This is a genomic window from Thauera aminoaromatica (assembly GCF_000021765.1).
GTDB lineage: Bacteria > Pseudomonadota > Gammaproteobacteria > Burkholderiales > Rhodocyclaceae > Thauera > Thauera aminoaromatica.
In genome coordinates, this window is record NC_011662.2 from 2,535,580 (window position 1) to 2,558,431 (window position 22,852).

Annotated in this window: 24 protein-coding genes; 11 read left to right on the forward strand and 13 right to left on the reverse strand. The window is 68.2% G+C overall.

Going from position 1 to position 22,852, the window contains the following annotated elements; all coding sequences use genetic code 11:
- Positions 1-36 precede the first annotated feature (36 nt).
- Together TMZ1T_RS11130 and TMZ1T_RS11135 are read left to right on the forward strand one after the other, a co-directional pair.
- Positions 37-1,503, forward strand: coding sequence for a Ni/Fe hydrogenase subunit alpha (locus tag TMZ1T_RS11130; RefSeq protein ID WP_012585448.1), 1,467 nt, complete (start codon positions 37-39; stop codon positions 1,501-1,503).
- Positions 1,500-1,943 (forward strand): hydrogenase maturation protease, encoded by a 444-nt coding sequence (locus TMZ1T_RS11135; protein ID WP_004322151.1) that lies wholly within the window; start codon positions 1,500-1,502, stop codon positions 1,941-1,943. The genes TMZ1T_RS11130 and TMZ1T_RS11135 overlap by 4 nt, the downstream gene beginning before the upstream one ends.
- A gap of 228 nt (positions 1,944-2,171) precedes the next feature.
- On the opposite strand, the gene radA is transcribed toward TMZ1T_RS11135, so the two are convergent.
- Positions 2,172-3,590, reverse strand: a complete 1,419-nt coding sequence (gene radA, locus TMZ1T_RS11140) for a DNA repair protein RadA (protein ID WP_004322149.1) — start codon at positions 3,588-3,590, stop codon at positions 2,172-2,174.
- Between the two features lie 61 nt (positions 3,591-3,651).
- Positions 3,652-4,563 carry a LysR family transcriptional regulator gene (locus TMZ1T_RS11145; RefSeq protein ID WP_012585449.1) on the reverse strand — a complete coding sequence of 304 codons (912 nt, stop codon included), beginning with the start codon at positions 4,561-4,563 and terminating at the stop codon, positions 3,652-3,654.
- Between the two features lie 217 nt (positions 4,564-4,780).
- Here TMZ1T_RS11145 and lplT point away from each other — a divergent pair, with 217 nt between their 5' ends.
- Positions 4,781-6,031 (forward strand): lysophospholipid transporter LplT, encoded by a 1,251-nt coding sequence (lplT, locus tag TMZ1T_RS11150; protein WP_004322141.1) that lies wholly within the window; start codon positions 4,781-4,783, stop codon positions 6,029-6,031.
- A 48-nt stretch (positions 6,032-6,079) separates the two neighbouring features.
- Here the strand turns inward: lplT and TMZ1T_RS11155 are convergent, their stop codons facing one another.
- From TMZ1T_RS11155 to TMZ1T_RS11170, 4 genes are all read right to left on the reverse strand, one after another.
- Positions 6,080-6,994, reverse strand: a complete 915-nt coding sequence (locus tag TMZ1T_RS11155; protein WP_004322138.1) for a uracil-DNA glycosylase — start codon at positions 6,992-6,994, stop codon at positions 6,080-6,082.
- Entirely contained in the window at positions 6,994-7,440 is a 447-nt protein-coding gene (rimI, locus tag TMZ1T_RS11160; RefSeq protein ID WP_004322136.1) for a ribosomal protein S18-alanine N-acetyltransferase, read from the reverse strand. Before rimI ends, TMZ1T_RS11155 begins: the two co-directional genes overlap by 1 nt.
- Entirely contained in the window at positions 7,440-8,132 is a 693-nt protein-coding gene (tsaB, locus tag TMZ1T_RS11165) for a tRNA (adenosine(37)-N6)-threonylcarbamoyltransferase complex dimerization subunit type 1 TsaB (RefSeq protein ID WP_004322135.1), read from the reverse strand. The genes rimI and tsaB overlap by 1 nt, the downstream gene beginning before the upstream one ends.
- A gap of 132 nt (positions 8,133-8,264) precedes the next feature.
- A complete protein-coding gene (locus TMZ1T_RS11170) occupies positions 8,265-8,627 on the reverse strand; it encodes a hypothetical protein (RefSeq protein ID WP_012585450.1) in 363 nt (120 codons plus the stop codon).
- Between the two features lie 237 nt (positions 8,628-8,864).
- On the opposite strand from TMZ1T_RS11170, the gene ompR reads away from it, so the two are divergent.
- Genes ompR through TMZ1T_RS11200 form a run of 6 tightly spaced genes read left to right on the forward strand, consistent with a single transcriptional unit; the run spans position 8,865 to position 13,034 of the window.
- Positions 8,865-9,638: an osmolarity response regulator transcription factor OmpR gene (ompR, locus tag TMZ1T_RS11175; protein ID WP_004322133.1), complete on the forward strand. Its 774-nt coding sequence runs from the start codon at positions 8,865-8,867 to the stop codon at positions 9,636-9,638.
- Positions 9,638-11,053, forward strand: coding sequence for a sensor histidine kinase (locus TMZ1T_RS11180; RefSeq protein WP_012585451.1), 1,416 nt, complete (start codon positions 9,638-9,640; stop codon positions 11,051-11,053). The genes ompR and TMZ1T_RS11180 overlap by 1 nt, the downstream gene beginning before the upstream one ends.
- Positions 11,050-11,658: a septation protein A gene (locus tag TMZ1T_RS11185; RefSeq protein ID WP_004325536.1), complete on the forward strand. Its 609-nt coding sequence runs from the start codon at positions 11,050-11,052 to the stop codon at positions 11,656-11,658. The genes TMZ1T_RS11180 and TMZ1T_RS11185 overlap by 4 nt, the downstream gene beginning before the upstream one ends.
- Positions 11,658-11,957 (forward strand): YciI family protein, encoded by a 300-nt coding sequence (locus tag TMZ1T_RS11190; RefSeq protein WP_004325535.1) that lies wholly within the window; start codon positions 11,658-11,660, stop codon positions 11,955-11,957. The genes TMZ1T_RS11185 and TMZ1T_RS11190 overlap by 1 nt, the downstream gene beginning before the upstream one ends.
- The gene (locus TMZ1T_RS11195) at positions 11,954-12,241 is read left to right on the forward strand and encodes a BolA family protein (protein WP_004325533.1); all 288 of its coding nucleotides are present in this window, start codon (positions 11,954-11,956) and stop codon (positions 12,239-12,241) included. The genes TMZ1T_RS11190 and TMZ1T_RS11195 overlap by 4 nt, the downstream gene beginning before the upstream one ends.
- 10 nt (positions 12,242-12,251) lie before the next feature.
- Positions 12,252-13,034: a peptidylprolyl isomerase gene (locus tag TMZ1T_RS11200; protein WP_004325532.1), complete on the forward strand. Its 783-nt coding sequence runs from the start codon at positions 12,252-12,254 to the stop codon at positions 13,032-13,034.
- Positions 13,035-13,177: 143 nt separating this feature from the next.
- Here TMZ1T_RS11200 and TMZ1T_RS11205 read toward each other — a convergent pair whose 3' ends face one another.
- Genes TMZ1T_RS11205 through TMZ1T_RS11220 form a run of 4 tightly spaced genes read right to left on the reverse strand, consistent with a single transcriptional unit; the run spans position 13,178 to position 17,375 of the window.
- A complete protein-coding gene (locus TMZ1T_RS11205; RefSeq protein WP_004325531.1) occupies positions 13,178-14,974 on the reverse strand; it encodes an acyl-CoA dehydrogenase in 1,797 nt (598 codons plus the stop codon).
- 29 nt (positions 14,975-15,003) lie between these two features.
- On the reverse strand, positions 15,004-15,669 hold the full coding sequence (locus tag TMZ1T_RS11210) for an energy-coupling factor ABC transporter permease (protein ID WP_004325529.1): 666 nt from the start codon (positions 15,667-15,669) through the stop codon (positions 15,004-15,006).
- 21 nt (positions 15,670-15,690) lie between these two features.
- Positions 15,691-16,623, reverse strand: coding sequence for an electron transfer flavoprotein subunit alpha/FixB family protein (locus TMZ1T_RS11215; RefSeq protein WP_012585452.1), 933 nt, complete (start codon positions 16,621-16,623; stop codon positions 15,691-15,693).
- A gap of 2 nt (positions 16,624-16,625) precedes the next feature.
- On the reverse strand, positions 16,626-17,375 hold the full coding sequence (locus tag TMZ1T_RS11220) for an electron transfer flavoprotein subunit beta/FixA family protein (protein ID WP_012585453.1): 750 nt from the start codon (positions 17,373-17,375) through the stop codon (positions 16,626-16,628).
- Positions 17,376-17,546: 171 nt separating this feature from the next.
- On the opposite strand from TMZ1T_RS11220, the gene TMZ1T_RS11225 reads away from it, so the two are divergent.
- On the forward strand, positions 17,547-18,140 hold the full coding sequence (locus TMZ1T_RS11225) for a TetR/AcrR family transcriptional regulator (protein ID WP_012585454.1): 594 nt from the start codon (positions 17,547-17,549) through the stop codon (positions 18,138-18,140).
- A 58-nt stretch (positions 18,141-18,198) separates the two neighbouring features.
- On the opposite strand, the gene TMZ1T_RS11230 is transcribed toward TMZ1T_RS11225, so the two are convergent.
- The 3 genes from TMZ1T_RS11230 to TMZ1T_RS11240 all read right to left on the reverse strand — a co-directional run bounded on the left by TMZ1T_RS11230 (position 18,199) and on the right by TMZ1T_RS11240 (position 20,933).
- Entirely contained in the window at positions 18,199-19,071 is an 873-nt protein-coding gene (locus TMZ1T_RS11230) for a PEP-CTERM sorting domain-containing protein (protein ID WP_012585455.1), read from the reverse strand.
- Between the two features lie 232 nt (positions 19,072-19,303).
- Complete coding sequence (locus TMZ1T_RS11235; protein ID WP_041589658.1) at positions 19,304-20,080, reverse strand: TatD family hydrolase; 777 nt, start codon at positions 20,078-20,080, stop codon at positions 19,304-19,306.
- A gap of 43 nt (positions 20,081-20,123) precedes the next feature.
- The gene (locus TMZ1T_RS11240; RefSeq protein ID WP_004308191.1) at positions 20,124-20,933 is read right to left on the reverse strand and encodes an enoyl-CoA hydratase; all 810 of its coding nucleotides are present in this window, start codon (positions 20,931-20,933) and stop codon (positions 20,124-20,126) included.
- Between the two features lie 223 nt (positions 20,934-21,156).
- On the opposite strand from TMZ1T_RS11240, the gene TMZ1T_RS11245 reads away from it, so the two are divergent.
- On the forward strand, positions 21,157-22,848 hold the full coding sequence (locus TMZ1T_RS11245) for a GGDEF domain-containing protein (protein ID WP_012585457.1): 1,692 nt from the start codon (positions 21,157-21,159) through the stop codon (positions 22,846-22,848).
- Positions 22,849-22,852: the final 4 nt, after the last annotated feature.

Below are 22,852 nucleotides of genomic sequence, written 5' to 3' on the forward strand. Positions count from 1 at the left end.
GCAAGCCGCGAGCCTCTCACTGACGACGATATCCAAATGAGCTTTCAACTCGAAACCGCCACAGTCGCCAGCGATACCTTGCGCCGTATCGCAATCGACCCCGTCTCGCGCGTGGAAGGCCACGGCAAGGTCACCATCCTGCTCGACGAGGACAACAAGGTGCACCAGGTGCGCCTGCACATCGTGGAGTTCCGCGGCTTCGAGCGCTTCATCCAGGGGCGGCCGTACTGGGAAGTGCCGGTGATGGTGCAGCGCCTGTGCGGCATCTGCCCGGTGTCGCACCACCTCGCCGCGAGCAAGGCGCTCGACCTCGTCGTCGGCGCCGCACGCGTCACGCCAACCGCCGACAAGATGCGCCGCCTGATGCACTACGGCCAGATCCTGCAGTCGCACGCGCTGCACTTCTTCCACCTGTCCTCGCCCGACCTGCTGTTCGGCTTCGGCTCCGAGCTCGGTCGGCGCAACATCGTCGGCGTGGCACAGCAATATCCCGACATCGCGAAGAAAGGCATCCTGCTGCGCAAGTTCGGCCAGGAGGTGATCCGCCTCACCGCCGGCAAGCGCGTGCATGGCACCGGCGCGGTACCGGGGGGCGTCAATCGCGCGCTGAGCGCCGACGAACGCAAGCTCCTGCTCGCCGATGCCTACCAGATGATCGCCTGGAGCCGCGACGCGGTGCGCATCATCAAGGAACTCCACCAGCAGGACCGCGCGCTCTACGACCACTTCGGCACCGTGCGCTCGAGCTTCATGGGCCTGGTCGCGCCCGACGGCAGCCTCGACCTCTACCACGGCGTGCTGCGCGCCAGGGACGCCGACGGCAGGATCCTCTTCGACCAGGTGGACTACCAGACTTACGACCGCCTCATCACCGAGGAGGTCAAGCCCTGGAGCTACATGAAGTTTCCCTACTTCACGTCGATGGGCCCGGAGGCGGGCTGGTACAAGGTCGGCCCGCTCGCGCGCGTGCAGAACTGCGACAGCATCCCCACGCCGTTTGCCGAGCACGAGCGCCGCGAACTCGTCGCGTACGCCGGCGGCAAGCCGCTGCACGGCAGCCTGGCCTTCCACTGGGCGCGCATGATCGAGATGCTCTTCGCCGCCGAGACCATCAAGGACCTGCTTCACGACGACGACCTCTCCGGCACCGAGCTCATGACGAGCGGCGAGCGCCGGCGCGAGGGTGTGGGCGTGATCGAGGCCCCGCGCGGCACCCTCTTCCACCACTACCAGGTGGGCGACGACGACCTCGTCACCATGGCCAACCTGATCGTCTCCACCACCAACAACAACCAGGCGATGAACACGGCGGTGCGCGAGGTCGCGAAGCAATACCTCCACGGCCAGGAGATCACCGAGGGACTGCTCAACCACATCGAGGTCGCCATCCGCGCCTTCGACCCCTGCCTGTCCTGCGCCACCCACGCGCTCGGGCAGATGCCGCTGGAGGTCACGCTGGTGGATGCCGAGGGCACGGAGCTGGACCGGAAATACAAGGCATGAGCGCGCCGGTGCTGGTCTTCGGATGGGGAAATCCGAGCCGCGGCGACGACGCGCTCGGGCCGCTGTTCGTGGAGGCGGTCGAGGCGATGAAGCTGCCGGGGATCGAGTGCCTGACCGATTTCCAGCTCCAGGTCGAGCATGCGCTGGATCTGCGTCGCCGTAGCCGGATCCTGTTCGTCGATGCATCCGGTACGGCACGGCCGCCTTTCGAATTCCAGCCGATCGCAGCGGCCCGCGACGACAGCTTCACCACCCACTCGGTCTCGCCGCAGAGCGTGCTACAGGTGTTCGAGGACCTCGAGGGCCGGCCCGCGCCGCCCAGTTGGTTGCTCGCCATCCGCGGTGACTCATGGGAGCTCGGCACCGCGCCAGCCCCCTCCGCCAACGCCAACCTGCGCGCCGCCATCGCGGCCTTCACGGCCTGGCTCCCCGACCTGTAGAAGCGGCGCAAGCCGCGAACTCGGCGGACTCATTATCGACGTGGGTGGGACGGCCGACGCCGCATTCGCGCCTGGCGGCGCTCCTGCAAGAAACGGCGCGCTTGCGGGTGTCGTGTGGGAGCGGCGCGAGCCGCGATTCCTGCGTGCGGGGAATCGACGTGGGTGGGACGGTCGACGCTGCATTCGCGCCTGGCGGCGCTCGTACAGGGATGCGACTTACCTTCCCGCTTACAACCCGCGCAACTGCTCCAGGGCCTCCTCCACGCGCTCGACCGCGATCACCTTCAGGCCCTCGATCGGATGCTTCGGCGCATTGGCGCGCGGAACGATGGCGGTGTCGAAGCCGAGCTTGGCGGCTTCCTTCAGGCGCTCCTGGCCACGCGGTGCGGGCCGGATCTCGCCGGCGAGACCGACCTCGCCGAACACCGCGAGGCCGCGCCGAAGCGGGCGGTCGCGCAGCGAGGAGACGATCGCGAACAGGATCGCGAGGTCGGCGGCCGGCTCGGTGATCTTGACGCCGCCGACCGCATTCACGAAAACGTCCTGGTCGAAGCAGACCACGCCGGCGTGACGGTGCATGACCGCGAGCAGCATCGCCAGGCGGTTCTGCTCCAGGCCCACCGACAGCCGGCGCGGGTTGGGGCTCTGCGACGAATCGACCAAGGCCTGCACCTCGACCAGCAGCGGGCGCGTGCCCTCCTGGGTGATCAGCACGCAGCTGCCGGCGACCTGCTGCGAGTGCTGCGACAGGAAGATCGCGGAGGGATTGGACACACCGCGCAGGCCGCGCTCGGTCATGGCGAACACGCCGAGCTCGTTGACCGCGCCGAAGCGGTTCTTGAAGGCGCGGATCAGGCGGAAGCTGGAGTGCGTGTCGCCCTCGAAGTACAGCACGGTGTCTACGATGTGCTCGAGCACGCGCGGGCCGGCGAGCGTGCCGTCCTTGGTGACGTGGCCGACCAGGATCAGGCTGGTTCCGCTCTGCTTGGCAAAGCGGGTGAGCTGGGCGGCGCATTCGCGCACTTGGGCGACCGAGCCGGGGGCGGACTGCAGGGTCTCGGAATAGACGGTCTGGATCGAGTCGATGACCGCCACGCGCGGGCGCGCCTCGCGCAGGGTGTGGAGGATGCGTTCGAGGTTGATCTCGGCGAGCATCTGCAGGGGCGACTGCGGTAACTGCAGGCGCTGGGCACGCAGCGCGACCTGCTCGCCCGACTCCTCGCCGCTGACGTAGATGACGCCGCCCGCCTTGGTGCCCTTGCCCGTCGCGCCCTCGCTGCCAGCCGACGCACTCGTCGCGGCCAGGTTGGAGAGCGCCTGCAGCAGCAGGGTGGATTTTCCGATACCCGGGTCGCCGCCGATCAGCACCACGCCGCCGGCGACCAGGCCGCCACCGAGCACGCGGTCGAACTCGTCGAGACCGGTGGGCTGGCGGGGTTCTTCGCGGGGTTCGAGCGCGGACAGGGGCTGCAGCCGGCTGGTCTCGCCGGCGAGCGCGGCGAAGCGGCTGCCCGCAGCCGGCGCTGCGGGCTCGAGCACGGTTTCGACAAGGGTGTTCCAGGCCTGGCACTGCGGGCACTGGCCTTGCCAGCGCACGGCCTGCGCACCGCATTCGGTGCAGACGAAAGCGGATTTCTGCCGTGCCATCAGGGTCTTCCGTAACTGCGTCAGGGCCCCGGCCGCGGCCGGAGCAAAAACTTGCGGGGAATCAGTCCTGCTCGGTCGCGATGCGGGCGAACTCCTCGCAGACGTGGTCGGCGAAGGCGTTGATCAGGCGCGAGCGGAACTTGTCGCGTGGCAGGATGACCTCGAGCGGGGTGTGCAGCCGCGGCTGCAGCGGGATCGCCACCAGCCTGCCCTCTTCCACGTCGCGCCGGATCGCGCGCCCGGAGGCGATCGCGAAGCCGAGGCCCGCGGCCGCGAGCTGCTTGACCGCGGCGAGGCTGCCGAGTTCGGCGCACAGGGTGATCTGGCTGCCGGCGATGCCGGCGGCCTCGAAGAACTCGTCGGCGATCTGGCGGATGCCGTTGCCAGGGTCGCGGTCGATGAAGGGGTGGCCGACCAGGTCGCGGGCGGTGAGCTCCTTGAACTTCGCCAGCGGGTGGCCGGGGCTGCAGATCACCAGGAGGTCGTCGCGCGCGGCGCTGCGGCGTTCGATGCTGGGCTGCTCGGTGGCGATCTCGATGAGGCCGAGGTCGAGATCGCGCGCGGCGACGCGATCCTCGGTGAGCTTGGAGGTTCCGACCACCACGCGCGGCAGCACGCCGGGGTAGCGGCGCTTGAAGCTCTCCAGCACCTGCGGCAGCCAGTAGGCGGCGATCGTCGTGCTGGTGCCGATGCGCAGCTGGCCGGCGAGCTCGTCGGTGAGTTCGGAGACGCGCGAGTCGAGCTCGGCCGACAGACCGAGGATGCGCTCGGCGTAGGCGAGCACGAGCTCGCCCGCGGCGGTGAGCGTGATCTTGCCGTGCCCGCGATCGAGCAGGCGGGTGTCGAAGTGTTCCTCGAGCTGCTTGATCTGGAAGGTGACGGCCGGTTGCGTCATGTGGAGGTGTTCCGCGGCTCGGGTGAACGAGCCGTGCTTCGCAACCGCGTGGAAAACCTGGAGTCTGCGATCTGCCATGGCGTGGATAAGTACGTTTTATTTACGTGAATTAAAGCACAAACCGGCGCATTCAGGTGGATCCCTGCGCGTTCATCCCGAGAACCTGCTCGCTGCGGCCTCAAACCGTTGCCATACGGGCATCTGCGCGCCCTCGCACAAGCGCTGCGCGAGATCATCACAGGGCAATCCGCTTCGTGATATAAACCGCGCTTCGACCTTCCGCCGCGACCCGACGATGCCGCTCGGCTTCTACATCATCATGGCAGCGCAGTTCTTCTCCGCGCTGGCCGACAACGCCTTGCTGATCATCGCCATCGCCATGCTCCGGGACATGGCGGCCCCCTCCGAATACGAGCCGCTGCTCAAGCTCTTCTTCACCGTCTCCTACGTCGCGCTCGCCGCCTTCGTCGGCGCCTTCGCCGATTCGATGCCCAAGTGGCGAGTGATGCTGATCAGCAACACGATCAAGATCGGCGGCTGCCTGATGCTTTTCCTGGGTACGCATCCACTCTTCGCCTACGCGGTGATCGGACTGGGCGCGGCGGCCTACTCGCCGGCGAAGTACGGCATCCTCACCGAGTATCTGCCCCACCGCCTGCTGGTGGTGGCCAACGGCTGGATCGAGGGCCTCACGGTGGCGGCGATCATCGTCGGCACCGTGATCGGCGGGATCATGATCCGTGGCGACGTCTCCACCTGGCTGATGGGGCTGGGCCTGCCCGGCGCCGGCTCGGCCTTCGGCGCGGCGGTGCTGGTGGTCGGCACCCTGTACCTGGTGGCGGCGATCTTCAACATGTACATCCCCGACACCGGGGTGGACCACAAGCCGCTCAAGAGCAATCCGCTCTACCTGCTGCACGACTTCAACCACTGCCTGCGCCTGCTCTGGCGCGACAAGCTCGGGCAGATCTCGCTCGCGGTCACCACGCTGTTCTGGGGCGCAGGCGCGACGCTGCAGTTCATCGTGATCAAGTGGGCCGAGCACAACCTGGGCATGAACCTGTCGCAGGCCTCGATGCTGCAGGGCGTGGTGGCGCTCGGCGTGGCCACCGGCGCGGTGCTGGCGGCGCGCTACATCACGCTCCGGCGCGCGGTGAACGTGATCCCGCTCGGCATCGCCATGGGCCTCGGAGTGATGATCATGGTCGGCGTCACCGAGGCCTGGGTCGCGATGGCGCTGATGGTGATCGTGGGCGGGCTGGCAGGCTTCTTCGTGGTGCCGATGAACGCCCTGCTGCAGCACCGCGGCCACATCCTGATGGGCGCCGGGCACTCGATCGCCGTGCAGAACTTCAACGAGAACCTGTCGATCCTGATGATGACCGGCACCTATGCGCTGCTGATCGTGCTCGGCCTGTCGATCAACACCGTGATCGTGCTGTTCGGGCTCTTTGTCGCCGGCACCATGCTGCTGGTGAAGCGCCGCCACGAGGCCAACCAGCGCGAGTTCGACAACGTGGCGCTGCTCGAGGATCGCCCGCACTGAGGCCGGGCGGCCTTCGCCCCCGGTCCGCCCGGCACCCCGCCACCGCCTTCACCCCGTCTCGGCGATCAGCCGGCGCGCGAAGCAGAGGTCTTCCCATGCCTTGGCCTTGTCCTGCGGATTGCGCAGCAGATAGGCCGGATGGTAGGTGACCACGACCGGAGTGCCCGCGCGCTCGAAGCGCTTGCCGCGCGCGGCCGAGATTGCGATCTCGCGATCGAGCAGGGCCTGGGCGGCCGGACGGCCGAGCGCGACCAGCAGCTGCGGCTGCACGAGCGCGATCTGGCGATCGAGATACGGCTGGCAGGCGGCGATCTCGCCGCGTTCTGGAGTGCGGTTGTGTGGCGGTCGGCACTTGACCGCATTTGCGATATAGACGTCTTCTCCGCGCTTCAGCCCGATCGCCGCGAGCATGTTGTCGAGCAGGCGCCCGGCCTGGCCGACGAAGGGCTCGCCACGCTGGTCCTCCTCCGCGCCCGGCGCCTCGCCCACCAGCATCCAGCGTGCCTGGCGGTCGCCCACGCCGGGCACGGCCTGCTTGCGGCGCTCGCACAGCCCACAGGCCTTGCAATCGCGGATCTCGGCTTCGAGCGCGTCCCATTCGAGCGTGGAGATGCGGGCGCCGCGAGCCGGATCCGGCGCCGCAGGCGCACTGCGAACGGCTGCGGGCGTCGAAGCGGCCGCGGGCTGGGGGCGCGCGGCACGGTGCGGGCCGGCTTGGAACGCAACGCTCGATCGCGGTCCGGCAGCCGGGGCCGGTGCGGCTGGCGGAGGATTCGGCGTACGCGGCACCTCGACCCGGGGCGAGGCGGTCGCGTCGGTTTCGGTCGATGCAGGCTCGGCCGCTTCACGCTCCGCATCATCCGCTTCGGAGACCTCCGCCTTCCGCGTGCGCAGGCGCCAGATCGGGCCGAGCCCCATCTCGCGCAGCACCGCGTCGCGGCGGGAGGACAGGCGCGGCGACATCACAGCGCCCGCCTCATCACGATCGCGTCCTCGCGCCCACCCGCCGCGGGGTAATACCCGCGCCGGCGACCGATCTCGACGAAGCCGCTGCGCGCGTAGAGGCGCAGCGCCGCGGCGTTGGAAGGCCGCACCTCGAGGTAGAAATCCCGCGCGCCGCGCGTCTTCGCCCCTTCGGCCAGCCAGTCGAGGAAGCGCTTGCCCAGCCCCCTGCCCTGCAGCTCGCCGACGATGCCGATGTCGAGCAGATGCGCTTCGTCGAGCACGTTCATCACGACCGCGTAGCCGGAAGGGACACCGTCGCAGGACAGGATCCAGGCGTCGTAGCCGCTGGCCAGCGAGTCGGCGAAATTGCCGCGCGACCAGGGGTGGGCATGGAGCTCCGCCTCGCGCGCGCCGACCCAGTCGAGGTCTCCCTCGCCCATCGGCGCAAAGGCCAGCGCCAGCATCAGGCACGCCCTCCGCGCGCGAGTCGCTCGGCGGTGGTGAAGGCGACCTTGTCGCGCACGTAGAGCGGCGCGGCCTGCTCGGGGGCCACCAGCCCGCCTTCGCGCGCCTGGATCGCCCCGAGGCGGGCAATCTCTTCCGCACGCGGGTGAAGGTCGGGCTGGCAGGCGACGAGACGCCCTGCAGTGCGCGCCTCGAGTTCCTCCGGCCAGGCGCGGAAGGCCGACCCGGCAGCGCTCCACTCGCCGGGGGGCAGCTCGAGATCCAGCGGCGCGCAACAGCGCGGCATGCCCTGCGGCTGCGGCACCCCTTCGGTGTCGGTCACGAAGCTCGCCCAGTAGATCTCGCCCATGCGCGCATCGGTGGCCGCCAGCACCCGCGGCGCGCCGACCTGGAGCGCGAGCGCCTGCAGGCTGCCGACCACGGCCACGCCGAGATCCGCTGCCAGCGCGATGCCTTGCGCGACACCGCAAGCCAGCCGCAGCCCGGTGAAGGCACCGGGACCGGCGCCGAAGGCGACCGCGTCCAGCCGCGCCACGGCGAGCCCGGTCTCGGCAAGGAGTTCGCGCAGGTCGCGCAGCACCGCCTCGGAGTGATTGGCCGCGCCCTGGATGCGGCGGACGAGCAGCTCGTCACCATGCAGCAACGCGACGCTGCCGTGTTCGGTGGCGGTTTCGATGGAGAGGATGTTCATGGGGCCGCCATTCTACCGGGAGCGCGCCGGTTCGTTGCGGCCGCGGTTGTCACGCGGCGGCATCGACAGGGGCGAACGAAGACCGCGACCGCATGCGGGTGCGGGTATCCCGACTGCCGGATTGCCGAGTGCTCAGCGCTGCGGCTTGCGCCCCGATTCCTCGCGGTAGGCGCCGCGCGCGGCGTCGCGCATGTGGCGCCGCAGGTCGCTGCGCTCCTCCTCGCTCATGCGCCGGCGCTCGCGCGCGCCCTCGCGCTCGTTGCGCTGGTCGCTCAGGGTGTCGCGCCATTCCTGCCGGTCCTCTGCTCCCGCCGGACGCAAGCGTTGCGCCTGCTCCTCTCCACCGACGATGAAGCGTAGCTGCGCGCTGGCCGTGGTGGGCGCGAAGACGAAGAACGCCAGCAAGCCGCAAACGAGGTAAGCGCGCACGCACGGCCGGCAGGCAAGGTGCTGCGCGGGATGCCGGAAGGCGCGGGAAACGCGGAAAGGGGTCATGAGAGCACGACGTCGGCCCCTACGGCCTCGAGGAGGCACGGAACCGACGCAGGAAAGCGATGACCGCACCTTACGGCAAACCGCCCGGTGCGCAAAGCCTTCGCGGGCCTGATCGCGACTGCTTTGTAAGCCGATATTGCCTCTCCGTCCCCGCCTTACGAAGGCTTACCGGGAGCCCCCCGCGACCGGCCCCGGGAAGGCTGGCACCCTGCCGCGAGTCAGGCTAGCATTCCGTTCATGAACCAGAAAAACCGCTATCGCATTCTCGTGGTGGATGACGACGCGCGCCTGCGCGAGTTGCTGTCCCGATACCTTCAGGAACAAGGCTTTTCGGTGAAGGCCGTCGGCGATGCGCCGATGATGGATCGCGCCCTGCACCGCGAGCATTACGACCTGATCGTGCTCGACCTGATGCTGCCCGGCGAGGACGGGCTGTCGATCTGTCGCCGGCTGCGCGCGGCCGAGAACCAGATCCCGGTCATCATGCTCACCGCCAAGGGTGACGACGTGGATCGCATCGTCGGGCTGGAGATGGGCGCCGACGACTACGTCGCGAAGCCCTTCAACCCGCGTGAGCTGGTGGCGCGTATCCAGGCGGTGATGCGTCGCCAGCCCCACACCCTGCCGGGCGCGCCCACCCCCGAGGACGAGATCGTCGCGTTTGGCCGGGTCAAGGTGAACCTGGGCACCCGCGTGCTTGTCCGCGATGGCGAGGAGATTCAGCTCACCACCGGCGAATTCTCGCTGCTCAAGGTGCTGCTAACCCACCCGCGCCAGCCGCTGTCCCGCGACAAGTTGATGGAACTCGCGCGCGGGCGCGAGTACGGTGTGTTCGACCGGGCGATCGACGTCCAGGTCTCGCGCCTGCGCAAGCTGGTCGAGGACGATCCCGCCAAGCCGCGCTACATCCAGACCGTGTGGGGTTTCGGCTACGTCTTCGTGCCCGATGAGCAAAAGGGCGGCGAGGACAACGGCGGGCAGCCGGACACCCCGGCCGGCGGCGAGGACTGATGGCGGGCACGGTCGAGGCAGCGGGCGGGCCGGCGCGGCCCCGCCTGCTGCCGAGCACCCTGCTCTGGCAGACCTTCCTGCTCGTCGCGCTGCTGCTGATCGTCGCCCTCGGCAGCTGGGTGCAGATCTTCCGCTACTTCCAGGAGCCGGCGCGCTCGCGCGACGTGGCGCAGATGGTGGTTTCGGTGATCAACCTCACCCGCACCGCGCTGATCAATGCCGACTTCGACCGTCGCATGGATCTGCTGATCGACCTCGCCGCCCTGGAAGGCATCCGCATCTATCCCGCCGAGGCCACCGACGAGCTCGCGCCGCTCGCCGACACCCGGCCCTTGCGCTTGCTCACTGCCGACGTACGTCGGCAGCTCGGCGACCATACCCGCTTCGCCTCGCGCTGGAAGACGCTGGACGGCTTCTGGGTGAGCTTCCGTCTCGATCCGGACGACGCCAACGATGAATACTGGGTGATGCTGCCGCCCGAGCGTATCGAGAACCCGGACGATTTCGGCTGGCTCGGCTGGGGGGGGGGCGCGCTGCTCGCCGCCCTGCTCGGCGCCTTCCTGATCGTTGCCCGGGTGAGCGCGCCCCTGCGCCAGCTCGCGCGCGCGGCGCGCATGGTGGGCAGCGGCGAGCGCCCGCCTCCGCAGCCCGAGAGCGGCCCGCAGGAGATTGCGCTGGTGGCGCGCGCCTTCAACCAGATGGCGGGCAACCTCGCGCGCATGGACGAGGACCGCGCGCTGATCCTCGCTGGCGTCTCCCACGACCTGCGCACGCCGCTCGCGCGCCTGCGCCTGGGTATCGAGATGTCGGGTGCGCCCGACGACGAGGTCACCGCGATGGTCGCGGACATCGGCGAAATGGATCGCATCATCGGCCAGTTCCTCGACTTCGGCCGCGGCGACGCGCAGGAACCCACCGCGGCCATCGATCTCGCCACCCTGGCGCGCGAGGTCACCGAACCGTACCGGTTGCGCGGCGTGGATCTTCGCCTGGAGGTCCCGGAGAGCCTGTTCGTACAGGCGCGCGCCCTGTCGATCCGGCGCGCGCTCGCCAACCTGATCGACAACGCCCTGCGCTACGCGGGCGGGAACGCGCCGCTGGAGGTGACGGTCTCCATCGAGGACGGGCAGGCACGCATCGAGGTCGCCGACCGCGGACCGGGCATCCCCGAGAGCGAGATCGAGCGCATGCGCCAGCCCTTCACCCGGCTCGAGAAGGCGCGCAGCAACACGAAGGGCGCCGGCCTGGGCCTGGCGATCGTGGATCGGGTGATGCGCGCCCACCAGGGCCGCCTCGAGCTGTCCGCCCGCGATGGCGGCGGTCTGCGCGCGGCGCTCTGCCTGCCGCTCGCGGCTCCCGCCGGGGAACAGGATAGAATGCGGCGCTCCGCGCACAGCGAACCGGACCGACCATGAAATTCCTCTTCGATCTCCTGCCGGTGATCCTTTTCTTCGCCGCCTACAAGATCGGCGGCGCCAACCCCGAAGCCTCGCATGCCTTCGCTGCCGGCTGGCTGGGCGACGGCATCGCGGTCTCGCAGGCGCCCATCCTGATCGCGACCTTCGTCGCCATCCTCGCCACCTTCCTGCAGATCGCACTGGTGTGGCTCAAGCACCGCAAGGTGGACACCATGCTGTGGATCAGCCTGGCGATCATCGTCGTATTCGGCGGCGCCACCCTCTTCTTCCACAACCCCACCTTCATCAAGTGGAAGCCGACCGCGCTCTACTGGCTGTTCGGCGTGGTGCTGCTCGGCTCGGCCTCGCTGCTCGGACGCAACCTCATCCGCACCATGCTGGAGGCCCAGATCAAGCTACCGGACCCGGTTTGGGCGCGGCTCAACCTCGCCTGGGCCGGTTTCTTCATCGCGATGGGCGTGCTCAACCTTTGGGTCGCCTACAACTTCAGCGAAGAAGCCTGGGTCGACTTCAAGATGTTCGGCGGCATGGGGCTGATGCTCGCCTTCGTGCTCGCCCAGGGTTTCTACCTGTCCCGTCACATGGAAGAGGAAAGCAACTGATGCTCTACGCCCTGATCGGAGAGGACGCTCCCGGCGCGCTCGAGACGCGCCTCGCGGTGCGCCCGCAACATGTCGCCCGCCTCGAGGCATTGCGCGACGACGGCCGCCTGTTGCTGGCCGGGCCGATGCCCGCGATCGACTCGCCCGACCCCGGCCCGGCGGGCTTCGCCGGCAGCCTGATCGTCGCCGAGTTCGACTCGCTCGCCAGCGCCGAGGCCTGGCTTCGGGACGACCCCTACGTGCGCCAGGGCGTGTTCGTACGGACCACCGTGCGCCCGTTCCGGAAGACGCTGCCGTGAGCGCGACGAGGGTCGAGCGCATCCGCGCCGCGCTGCAGGAACGCTTCGCACCGACACGCCTCGAGATCGGCGACGACAGCGCGCTGCACGCCGGGCACGCGGGTGCGCGCGAGGGAGGCGGACATTATCGGGTTTTCATCGTCTCGGAAGCTTTCCAGGGCTGCAGCAGAGTCGTCCGGCAGCGTATGATCTACGACGCGGTCGGGGACATGATGCACAAGGACATCCATGCCCTCGCCATCCGCGCGCTAACGGCCGCAGAGGCCGAATCACAAGGACATTGAAGGAATCTCCATGAAACATTTCCCGAGCCGTCTCGCCATCACCCTGCTTGCCGGCTTCCTCGCGCTGCCCGCCCTCGCCGCATCCCCGGTCGCCAAGGTCAATGGAGTCGCGATTCCCGGCGAGCGTTCCGACGCCATGCTGGCCGAGCAGCGCGCCCAGGGCGCGCCCGACGGTGAACAGCTGCGCAATGCGGTGCGCGAGGAACTGATCCGCCGCGAGGTACTGAGCCAGGAAGCCGGCAAGAGGGGCCTGGACAAGAAGGCGGACGTGAAGGCGCAGATGGAGATGGCCCGCCAGGCCATCCTGATCCGTGCCTACCTGCAGGACTACGTGCGCACGAACCCGGTCGACGACGCCGAGCTGAAGAAGGAATACGAGGCCATCAAGGGCCGCATGGGCGACAAGGAATACAAGCCCCGCCACGTGCTGGTCGAGACCGAAGACCAGGCCAAGGCGATCATCGCCCGCCTGCAGGGCGGTACCGCCTTCGAGGAAGTCGCCAAGGAGTCGCGCGACCCGGGCTCCAAGGAGCGCGGCGGCGAGCTCGGCTGGAGCAACCCCGCCATGTACGTGAAGCCGTTCTCGGATGCGATGGTCCAGCTCCAGAAGGGCAAATACACGACGACGCCCGTCAAGAGCGATTTCGGCTATCACGTGATCCAGCTCGACGACGTGCGCGACGTGCAACCGCCGCCGTTCGAGGAGGTCAAGCCGCAACTGCAGCAACGCCTGCAGCAGCAGAAGATCGAGCGCCACGTGCTCGATCTGCGCGAGAAGGCCAAGGTCGAGTAAGCGCCCGTCCTGTCCGCGCCTTCCGACGCTCCTGCGTGGAAGGCGCGAACACGAACACAAGAAAAACCCGCTGCCGGGCAAGTGCCCGCAGCGGGTTTTTTTCGCTCGGTTGCTCCGGCGCTTCCACGCCGGGCAATATCCGGTCAGAACAGCTCTTCGGTCAGCTCCAGCGCGCCCGGGGCGCCATTGACGACCGTGTAGGCCAGACCGCCGGCCTGCGCGAGCACGTGGTCGGCATAGAAGCGCGCGGTGACGATCTTGGCCTTGCAGAAGCCGGCATCGCCCTCGCCCGCCTCGAGCTTGCGCTTGGCCACCAGCGCGGCGCGCGCCATCTGCCAGCCGCCAGCCACGATGCCGAGCAGCTTCAGGAAGGGCACCGAACCGACCGAGGCCGCCTTGATGTCCTGGGAGTAGGTGGCGAGGATGTAGGCCACAGCCTCTTCCACGGCCGCGATGCCCTTGCCGAGCGCGCGCGCGATGGCTGCGAAGGCCTCGTCCTGCACGCCGGCCACTTCGGCCTCGACCGCGCGCATCATCTTCACAACGGCACCGACGGTGGCGCCGTTCTCACGGGCGATCTTGCGGCCGATCAGATCGTTGGCCTGGATGGCGGTCGTGCCCTCGTAGATCGTGGTGATGCGCGAATCGCGGAAGTGCTGCGCCGCGCCGGTCTCCTCGATGAAGCCCATCCCGCCGTGCACCTGCACGCCGTCCGAGGTCACGTCGATCGAGTTCTCGGTGCACCAGCCCTTGACCACCGGGATCATCAGGTCGACGAAGGCCTGATTCTGCGCACGCACAGCCTCGTCGGCGTGGTGATGCGCCTTGTCGAAGGCGGCGCCGACGACGTAGGCGAGTGCACGCATGGCCTCGGTCTTGCTCTTCATGTTCATGAGCAGGCGACGCACGTCGGCGTGATGCAGGATGTTGACCTTCGGACCGCCGCGCACGCCGGCGTCGGTGCCCTGGATGCGATCCTTGGCGTACTGCAGCGCGTGCTGGTAAGAGCGCTCGGACAGCGCGAGGCCTTCCATGCCGACCGCGAAGCGGGCTTCGTTCATCATGATGAACATGTACTCGAGGCCGCGGTTGGGCTCGCCGACCAGAGTACCGATCGCGCCGCCCTTGTCGCCGAAGGCGAGCACGGCGGTGGGGCTGGCGTGGATGCCGAGCTTGTGCTCGATCGACACGCAATGCACGTCGTTGCGCGCGCCCAGGCTGCCGTCGGCGTTGACCATGAACTTGGGCACGACGAACAGCGAGATGCCCTTCACGCCCTCGGGCGCGTCCGGCAGACGGGCGAGCACGAGGTGGATGATGTTGTCGGTGAGGTCGTGCTCGCCGTAGGTGATGAAGATCTTCTGCCCGAAGATCTTGTAGGTGCCGTCGCCCTGCGGCTCGGCCTTGGTGCGCACCGCGGCGAGGTCGGAGCCGGCGTTCGGCTCGGTCAGGTTCATCGTGCCGGTCCACTCGCCGGCGATCATCTTGGGGAGGTAGAGGTTCTTCTGCTCGTCGGTGCCGCGCAGCATCAGGGCCTCGATGGCGCCGCTGGTCAGCATCGGGCACAGCGAGAAGGCCATGTTGGCCGACTTCCACATTTCCATGACCGCGGTGGCGAGCAGCTTGGGCAGGCCCTGGCCGCCGTATTCCGGATCGCACGGCAGCGCGGTCCAGCCCGACTCGGCGAACTGCGTGTAGGCGTCCTTCCAGCCCGGCGCGGTGGCGACCTCGCCATTGTTCCACTTGGCGCCTTCCTGATCGCCGGTCCAGTTCAGCGGAGCGAGCACGCCGCTGGCGAACTTGTCGGCTTCTTCCAGGATCGCGTCCACGAGGTCGGCCGAGACCTCCTCGTTGCCGGGCAACTGCATGACTTCGTCGAGACCGGCGAGCTCACGCATCACGAACTGCATGTCGCGGATGGGGGCGTTGTATTGACTCATTGTTGCGCTCCGGAAAAGGTTGAACAGCCCTACTTGTCGAGCAGATAGCGGCGATCGTCGAATGCACTCACCCATTCGGGCCGATACACCACCATCAGCGTGATGATCGCGCCGCTGATCCAGCCCTCGGAAAACCCGAGCAGCAGGAAGAACGGCAGGTAGTCGCTCCACAGGAAATCTGCGGAATACGCGCCCGACAGCGCCAGCACGGACGAGGCGGTCAGCCCCTGTGCGATTGCGGTCAGCGCGGAACCGGCAAAGCCGGTCACGAAAATGAAGATGAAGAAATGCGCCGGGAGCAGGCGCTCGATCAGGCGATGCAGACCGCTCGCGACGGAAACCGGAACCAGCACCATGAGCACGAAGTTGGCGGGCCAGTCGCCCCACTCCAGCGCGCCGTTGAGGGTGATCCCGCACAGCGCGAGCGCGAGCGCGGCGATCGCCTTCCACGGCCCGAGCGCGAGGGTTGCCGCCATCGCCCCGAGCAGATGCAGGTTAAGCCCCGGCTTGACCCCGGCCTTCATGCTCCAGATCAGCGTGAGGCACACCGCGAAGCCGAGCAGCAGGTTCAGATGCACCCCGCCGGCGAGCTCCCTCCACGGCAGCTTGCGCGCGAGCGCGAGCAGTCCCAGCGCGGCGAGCGCGAACACCACCCCCTGAACGTCTGCCGAAAGCAGCGCCGCCGGGAGATCCATGCCCGCGCTCCTCGCGCCCGGTCAGAGCGCCCCGGTCAGTTCCGGCACCACCTGGAACAGATCGCCCACCAGGCCGTAGTCGGCGACCTGGAAGATCGGCGCTTCGGGATCCTTGTTGATCGCCACGATCACCTTGGAGTCCTTCATGCCGGCCAGGTGCTGGATCGCGCCCGAGATGCCGACCGCGATGTAGAGCTGCGGCGCGACGATCTTGCCGGTCTGGCCGACCTGGTAGTCGTTGGGCACGTAGCCCGCGTCCACCGCGGCGCGCGAGGCGCCGAGCGCGGCGCCGAGCTTGTCGGCGAGCGGCTCGAGCAGCTTGTGGTAGTTGTCGCCGCTGCCCAGGCCGCGACCGCCGGAGACGATGACCTTGGCCGCGCCCAGTTCGGGGCGCGCGCTCTTGACGATCTCGCGGCCGACCAGCGCGGTCACGCCGAGGTCGGCCGCCGCCGCGACCGCCTCCACCGGCGCGGCGTTGCCGCCGGCTTCGGCCGCGTCGAACGCGGTGGTGCGCACGGTGATCAGCTTGATCGCGTCGGCGCTCTTGACGGTGGCGAGCGCGTTGCCGGCGTAGATCGGGCGCACGAAGGTGTCGGCGGACTCGACCGCGACGATGTCGCTGATCTGCGCCACATCCAGCAGCGCGGCCACGCGCGGCAGCATGTTCTTGCCCGCCGGCGTCGCCGGTGCGAGCACGTGGCTGTAGCCGCCCGCCAGACCCTTCACCAGCTCGGCGACGTTCTCCGCGGTCTGCGCCTCGTACTGCGGCGCGTCGCACACCCGCACCCTGGCGACGCCGGCGACCTTCGCCGCCGCATCGGCCGCGGCTGCGCAACCGGCGCCGGCCACCAGCACATGGACGTCGCCGCCCAGCTTCGCGGCCGCGCTCACGGTGTTGAGCGTGGCCGCCTTGATCGATTGATTGTCGTGTTCGGCAATGACGAGAATGGCCATGTTCAGATCACCTTCGCAACGTTCTTGAGTTTGTCGATCAGCTGGGCCACGTCGGCCACGCGCTCGCCGGCGCTGCGCTTGGGCGGCTCGGCGACCTTCAGCGTGGCCAGACGCGGCGCGACATCGACGCCCAGGTCGGCCGGCTTCACGGTGTCGAGCGGCTTCTTCTTGGCCTTCATGATGTTGGGCAGCGTCGCGTAGCGCGGCTCGTTCAGGCGCAGGTCGGTGGTCACCACCGCCGGCAGCTTCACCGACAGGGTCTCGAGGCCGCCGTCGATCTCGCGCGTCACCGCGGCTTTCCCGTCGGCCAGCGTCACCTTGGACGCGAAGGTCGCCTGCGGCCAGCCCGCCAGCGCCGCCAGCATCTGGCCGGTCTGGTTGGCGTCGTCGTCGATCGCCTGCTTGCCGCAGATCACCAGCTGCGGCTGCTCCTTGTCGCACACCGCCTTGAGCAGCTTGGCCACCGCCAGCGGCTGCAGCTCGACGTCGGTCTCGATCAGGATGCCGCGGTCGGCACCGATCGCCATCGCCGCGCGCAGGGTCTCCTGGCAGGCGCCCACGCCGCAGGACACCGCCACCACCTCGGTGGCCACCCCCGCTTCCTTCAGCCGCACCGCCTCCTCGACCGAGATCTCGTCGAAGGGGTTCATGCTCATCTTGACGTTGGCCAGGTCCACGCCGCTGCCGTCGGCCTTGACGCGAACCTTGACGTTGTAATCCACCACGCGCTTTACCGGTACGAGAATCTTCACTCTGACGCGCTCCTCTTCTTTGCAGGGGATGGTAGGCCCGAAACGCGGACCCGACTTTCGGATTATGTCACCGCCCTTGGCCGGTCGCACTGCTGCGCAGCAGCATTTCCATACGGCCAAGTATGGCGCATACGGTAGCGTATGGTCACCGAATCGTCAATACTACGCCGTATGGAAAACATTGTGAAAAAGCCGCGTACCCAGCTCGACCGTGCCGCCTGGATCGCAGGCGCCACCGAGGTGCTCGCCGAGGAAGGCATCGCGGGCTTGCGCGTGGAGGTGCTGGCGAAGCGGCTCAAGGTCACCAAGGGCAGTTTCTACTGGCATTTCACCGACCGCCGCGACCTGCTGATGGCCGTCCTCGCGCAGTGGAAGGAAGGTCGAATCCGCGACATCATCAAGCAGACGCGGGCACAGCCTGGCCGCGAGCTCGAGCAGATCTACCACGTCATCGACGTCTACAGCGCGAGCCGCAGCCGTCGCGGCATGATGATCGAGCTTGCCGTGCGCGACTGGGCGCGTCGGGACGCCGAGGCCGCGGCGATCGTCGCCGAGGTCGACGACGTCCGCCTGCGCTGCGCACGCGACCTCTTTCTCGCCTGCGGGGTGCCGATGGACGAGGCTTCCAGCCTCTGCATGCTGTTGTACGCTTACGTGTTCGGGGTCTCGCTGATGATCTACGAGAAATTCGATCGCGACGTCGTCCGGCTCAAGCGCGACATCGCCGACCTGATCGCGCGCTCGCCGTCGAGGGTGGTCGCTTAGCGCCTGCGCGGCAGCGCACGCGCCGAGCGATGCGCGCGCGCAGGCGTCGAGGGCGGAATCAGGCTCGACCGGAATGGCGCCTGGATTTCCTGCGCAACAATCCGAGCCCCAAGCCGAGCAGGGCGATCGTTGCGGGCTCCGGCACCGTTATCGCGGGAGCGTTCGTGCCACCGCCCGGGTTGTTGGTCCCCCCGGTGCCCGAACCCGAACTGGGCGCAGTGTCGGTCCACCACCGCGTGGAGCGGTCCGTCAACAACAGCCCACCAGTTGCGTACTCGAAAATCTGCACGCCGTTGAGATCGGTCTCGCTGAAGACGAAGACCGTGCTCCCGTCATCGTTCGTGCCCGTCAGCAGGCTGGTAGACCAGCCGTGGAGCTCCGCCGGATCGAGGCCGGCGAGGATGGAGTCGACTGCATCGTTTACGCCGATCTCCACCTTGGACGTGATCCGCGTCGCGGCCCGATACCAGTTGCCGCCCTCGTCCAGATACCAGTTTCCGACATCCCGCGTCTGCCCCATCCGCAGGTAGTAGCCGTCCGCCGAGCCGAGACCGGGGCCATTGGTGTCCGCGTACATCCGCACGTCGTTCGTGAGGTCGCTCCCCCGCCCTGCAAGGGTGCGCGTGACCCCGTTGATGGTGACCGATGCGCTCATGAAGTAGGTGCAGCCGGGGGCTGCGGATCCGCATCCGTAGGCGGAGAGGGTCGGATCGGTGTTGCGATCGGATCCCAGCGAAGCAGAGTCCATGAGCCACGAGAAGGTCGCGGCGCGTCCGGTGAGGCTGGTGTTTGCCCCCAGGCCGAAGACGTTGGTCCGATCGGTCCCGTAGGCGAGATTGCCCGAAACCTCGAGGCGGATGAGCGCAGCTTGCGCGCTCGCTGAAAGGGTGGCGATGCCGATGGCGGCGAGCAGGGCCATTCCGTTTTTCATGTTGTTTTCTCCCGGTTGCGGGCGTACGAGGCCCGTCCAATAAGCGTTAACTCGAAACCTCGCGGCACAAGGGTATGCATTCATCACCGCGACGGTTCGGCTAAAGCAAATTTCGAACCAGGAAGCTCTTCCCCATCAATACAGACACTTGCCGAGTCGATCGAGTGGCTCGCGAAAAAAAATGTAAAAAAAATCGACAAGCGGGCGCCGGGGATCTCGGCGCCCGCGTCGCCTATTCTTCTTCGAGGGGTGGCCAGTGCAGGACCTGGATGGCGTTGGCCGTGGTCACGTCCGCCACCTCTTCGGGCGCCATCCCTCGCAGCTCCGCAAGGATCCCGGCGTAACGGGCGAGGTTCGCCGGCTCATTGCGCCTGCCACGCGCCCATTCCGGCGCGATATCGGGTGCATCGGTCTCGAGGACGATCGCCTCCAAGGGCAGCGAGGCGGCGAGCTCGCGGATCCGGGTGGATCCGCCGTAGCTCATCGATCCGCCAAAACCCAGCTTGAACCCCATCCCGATCAGGATGTCCGCCTGCTGGCGGCTGCCGTTGAACGCATGTGCGATTCCACCCGGGACCGGGATGCGGCGCAGTTGCGCGAGTATCGGATCGATCGCACGCCGCACGTGCAGGATCACCGGCAGTCCGTGGCGAGCGGCCAGGCGGAGTTGTGCGGTGAAGAACTCGAGCTGTACGCCGCGATCGACGTCGGTCACGTAATGGTCGAGGCCGATCTCTCCGACGGCGATCGCCCTGCCACGGTTCAGGCGCTGGTCGAGGAGTTCGAGGTCTTCCCGCGCCGCCCGCATCGTGTAGAGCGGGTGGATGCCTAGCGCATGAACGATGCCGCGATGGTCGTCGGCGAGCCGCTCGACCGCATCGAACCCCCGGCGCTCGACTGCAGGAACGACGAAGCGCCCTACCCCCGCTGCGCGCGCACGCGCGATCACCTGCTCGCGGTCGTCGTCGAACTCCGCAGCATCGAGGTGGACGTGGGTGTCGATCAGCACCGGTCGCCTTCGCATTGCTCGACGGGGATGATCCCGACGCCGCTCAGCGCCCCTTGAACTCAGGTTTGCGCTTGGCGATGAAGGCATCGATGCCCTCGGCCGCGTCCTCGCACATCGCGTTGCAGGCCATGGTCTCGGAGGCGAGCTGGTAGGCGGCGTCGAGGCCCATCTCGAGCTGCTTGTAGAACATCTGCTTGCCCATGCGGATCGCCACCGGCGATTTGGCCAGGATGGACGCGGCCAGGCGGCCGACCTCCTCGTCGAGCTGGTCGGCCGGCACCACGCGGTTGATCAGCCCGCGCCGCTGCGCCTCGCGGGCGTCGATGAAATCGCCCGTCACCAGCATCTCGAAGGCCTCCTTGCGCCCCATGTTGCGCGACAGGCCGACGCCGGGCGTGGCGCAGAACAGGCCGACATTGATGCCCGACACCGCGAAGCGCGCGTGCTCGGCCGCCACTGCGAGATCGCACATCGACACCAGCTGGCAGCCCGCGGCGGTGGCGATGCTGTGCACCCGCGCGATCACCGGCTGGGGCAGCTCGGTCAGCTTCATCATGAACCTGCCGCACAGGCGGAACAGGCGCTGCTGGAATTCCAGCGTATGGTTGCCGCGCATCTCCTTGAGGTCGTGGCCGGCGCAGAAGGCCTTGCCTTCGCCGGCGATGACCACCACGCGCACCGTCTCGTCGCGTGCGATCTCATCCACCGCGGCGATCAGCGCCTCGAGCATCTCGAACGAGAGCGCGTTGAACTGCTGCGGACGGTTCAGCGTGAGGGTGGTCACGCCGCCGGCATCCTCGCGGCGCAGGATGGGGGCTTCGGCTGCGGCATCGGGGCGGAATTCGGCGTTCATGGTTCTCTCCTCGTGGTTTCGTGTTCGCAGGGCCATGTGGCCACGGGCGGCAACGTTAACGTCAACAAGCGCGCCACGCCAGCGCTTCGCGCAGCGCTCCGCCCATCACGATTCGTCGCGCCATGCGTCCGGGTGTGAGAAAACGCACACCTGCGCCCGCGCCGGCAGCCCAAACTGAGCAAGAAGCCACGGACAGCGACCCGAACGCAGGGAGTGCCGGCGCGTGAACCTGAGAACTCGATTTCTCCTCCTCATCTCCGCGCTCATCGTGGTCGGCTCGGTATCCGCATGGGCGGTGTTCCATCATCTTGCCCGGCAGATCGTCATGCAGTGGGGACAACGCGTCGCCGACATCCAGGTGCGCTACGACCGCGCCCGCCTCCTGCAACCGCTCGAACGCGAGATCGCGCTGGCGCGGCAGATGGCCGACTCGCTCGTGCTCAAACGCTGGGCACGCTCGCCCGTCGATCCGGCGCTCGAAGCCGAGGCAGTGCGCGAAATGGAGAACTTCCGCCGCAACTTCAGCTCCGGCAACTATTTCGTCGCGCTGCGCACCTCCGGGGCCTATTACCACAACAACGCCGGGGACGAGTTCGCCGGCCGCCAGCTGCGCTACCACCTCGACCCCGCCAAACCCGCCGACGCGTGGTTCTACAAGCTCGTCCAGGTCGGGCCCGACTTCCACCTCAACGTCAATCCCGATGCCGAACTGGGCGTCACCAAGCTGTGGATCGACGTCCTCATCCGCGACGGCGACGAGATCCTCGGCGTGGTCGGCACCGGCATCGAGCTGACACGCTTTCTGGACGAGATCGTGGACCTGCACCAGGACGGCGTGAGCACGCTGTTCGCAGATCTTTCCGGTGCGATCCAGCTTCACCGCGACGCGAAGCTCATCGACTTCGCCAGCCTGGTCAAGCCGGAAGGGCAGAAGAGCCTGGCGGACCAGCTGCTCGATCGCGAGTCCGACCGCGTGGCACTGCGCGAGACGATGAGTGCCCTGGCGGCGTCGGGCGACGGCGTTCCGCGGGTCCTGGACCGCTTTGTCGAGTCCGGCGGGCGGCGGACCCTGCTCGGAATCGCCTTCGTGCCCGAGATCGGCTGGTACGAGATCACCCTGCTCGACCTCGACGTACTGATGCCGGTGGCAGCCCTCACCCCGGTCGCAGTCGCCTTCGTCCTCACCCTGCTGGTCGCGCTCGTCCTCGTCCATCTGGTCCTGCGTCGCCTCATTCTCGACCCTCTGGGCAGGCTGGAGCAGGCCATGCTGCGGGTGCGCGACGGCGACCTCAGCCCCGCGCCGCTGGCGCAGGCGAGTGGAGAGATCGGGCGTCTCACCCAGCACTTCGAGGCGATGGCGGGCGCGATCCGGGCGCACACCGCGGAGCTCGAGGCCAAGGTGCGCGAGCGCACCGACGCCCTGCACCGGCTGGCGCGGATCGATCCGCTCACCAACCTGACCAACCGCCGCGGCATGAGCGAAATGCTGGAGGCCGAGATCATCCGCGCGGAACGCCAGGGCAGCCGCTTCGGCCTGCTGTGGCTGGATGTCGATCACTTCAAGGAGATCAACGACCGCCGCGGCCATGGTGCCGGCGACGAGGCGCTGACGAGGCTGGCGCGTGTCCTGGAAGGATGCCTGCGCCCCTACGACCGCGCCGCACGTTGGGGTGGCGACGAATTCCTCGTGCTGCTCTCGCCTTGCGACGCGGCCACGCTGGAGGCGATCGCCCACCGCGTCCGCGCCGACATCGAGCACGGCAGCGCGGCCTGCGGCGAACGCGTCACGGTCACCATCGGCGCCTGCCTGGCGGAACCGGGCGAGACCCTCGGCGTGGTGCTGCAGCACGCCGACGATGCGCTCTATCGTGCCAAGGACGCCGGGCGCAACCAGGTCGTGATCGCCGCCCGCTGAAACC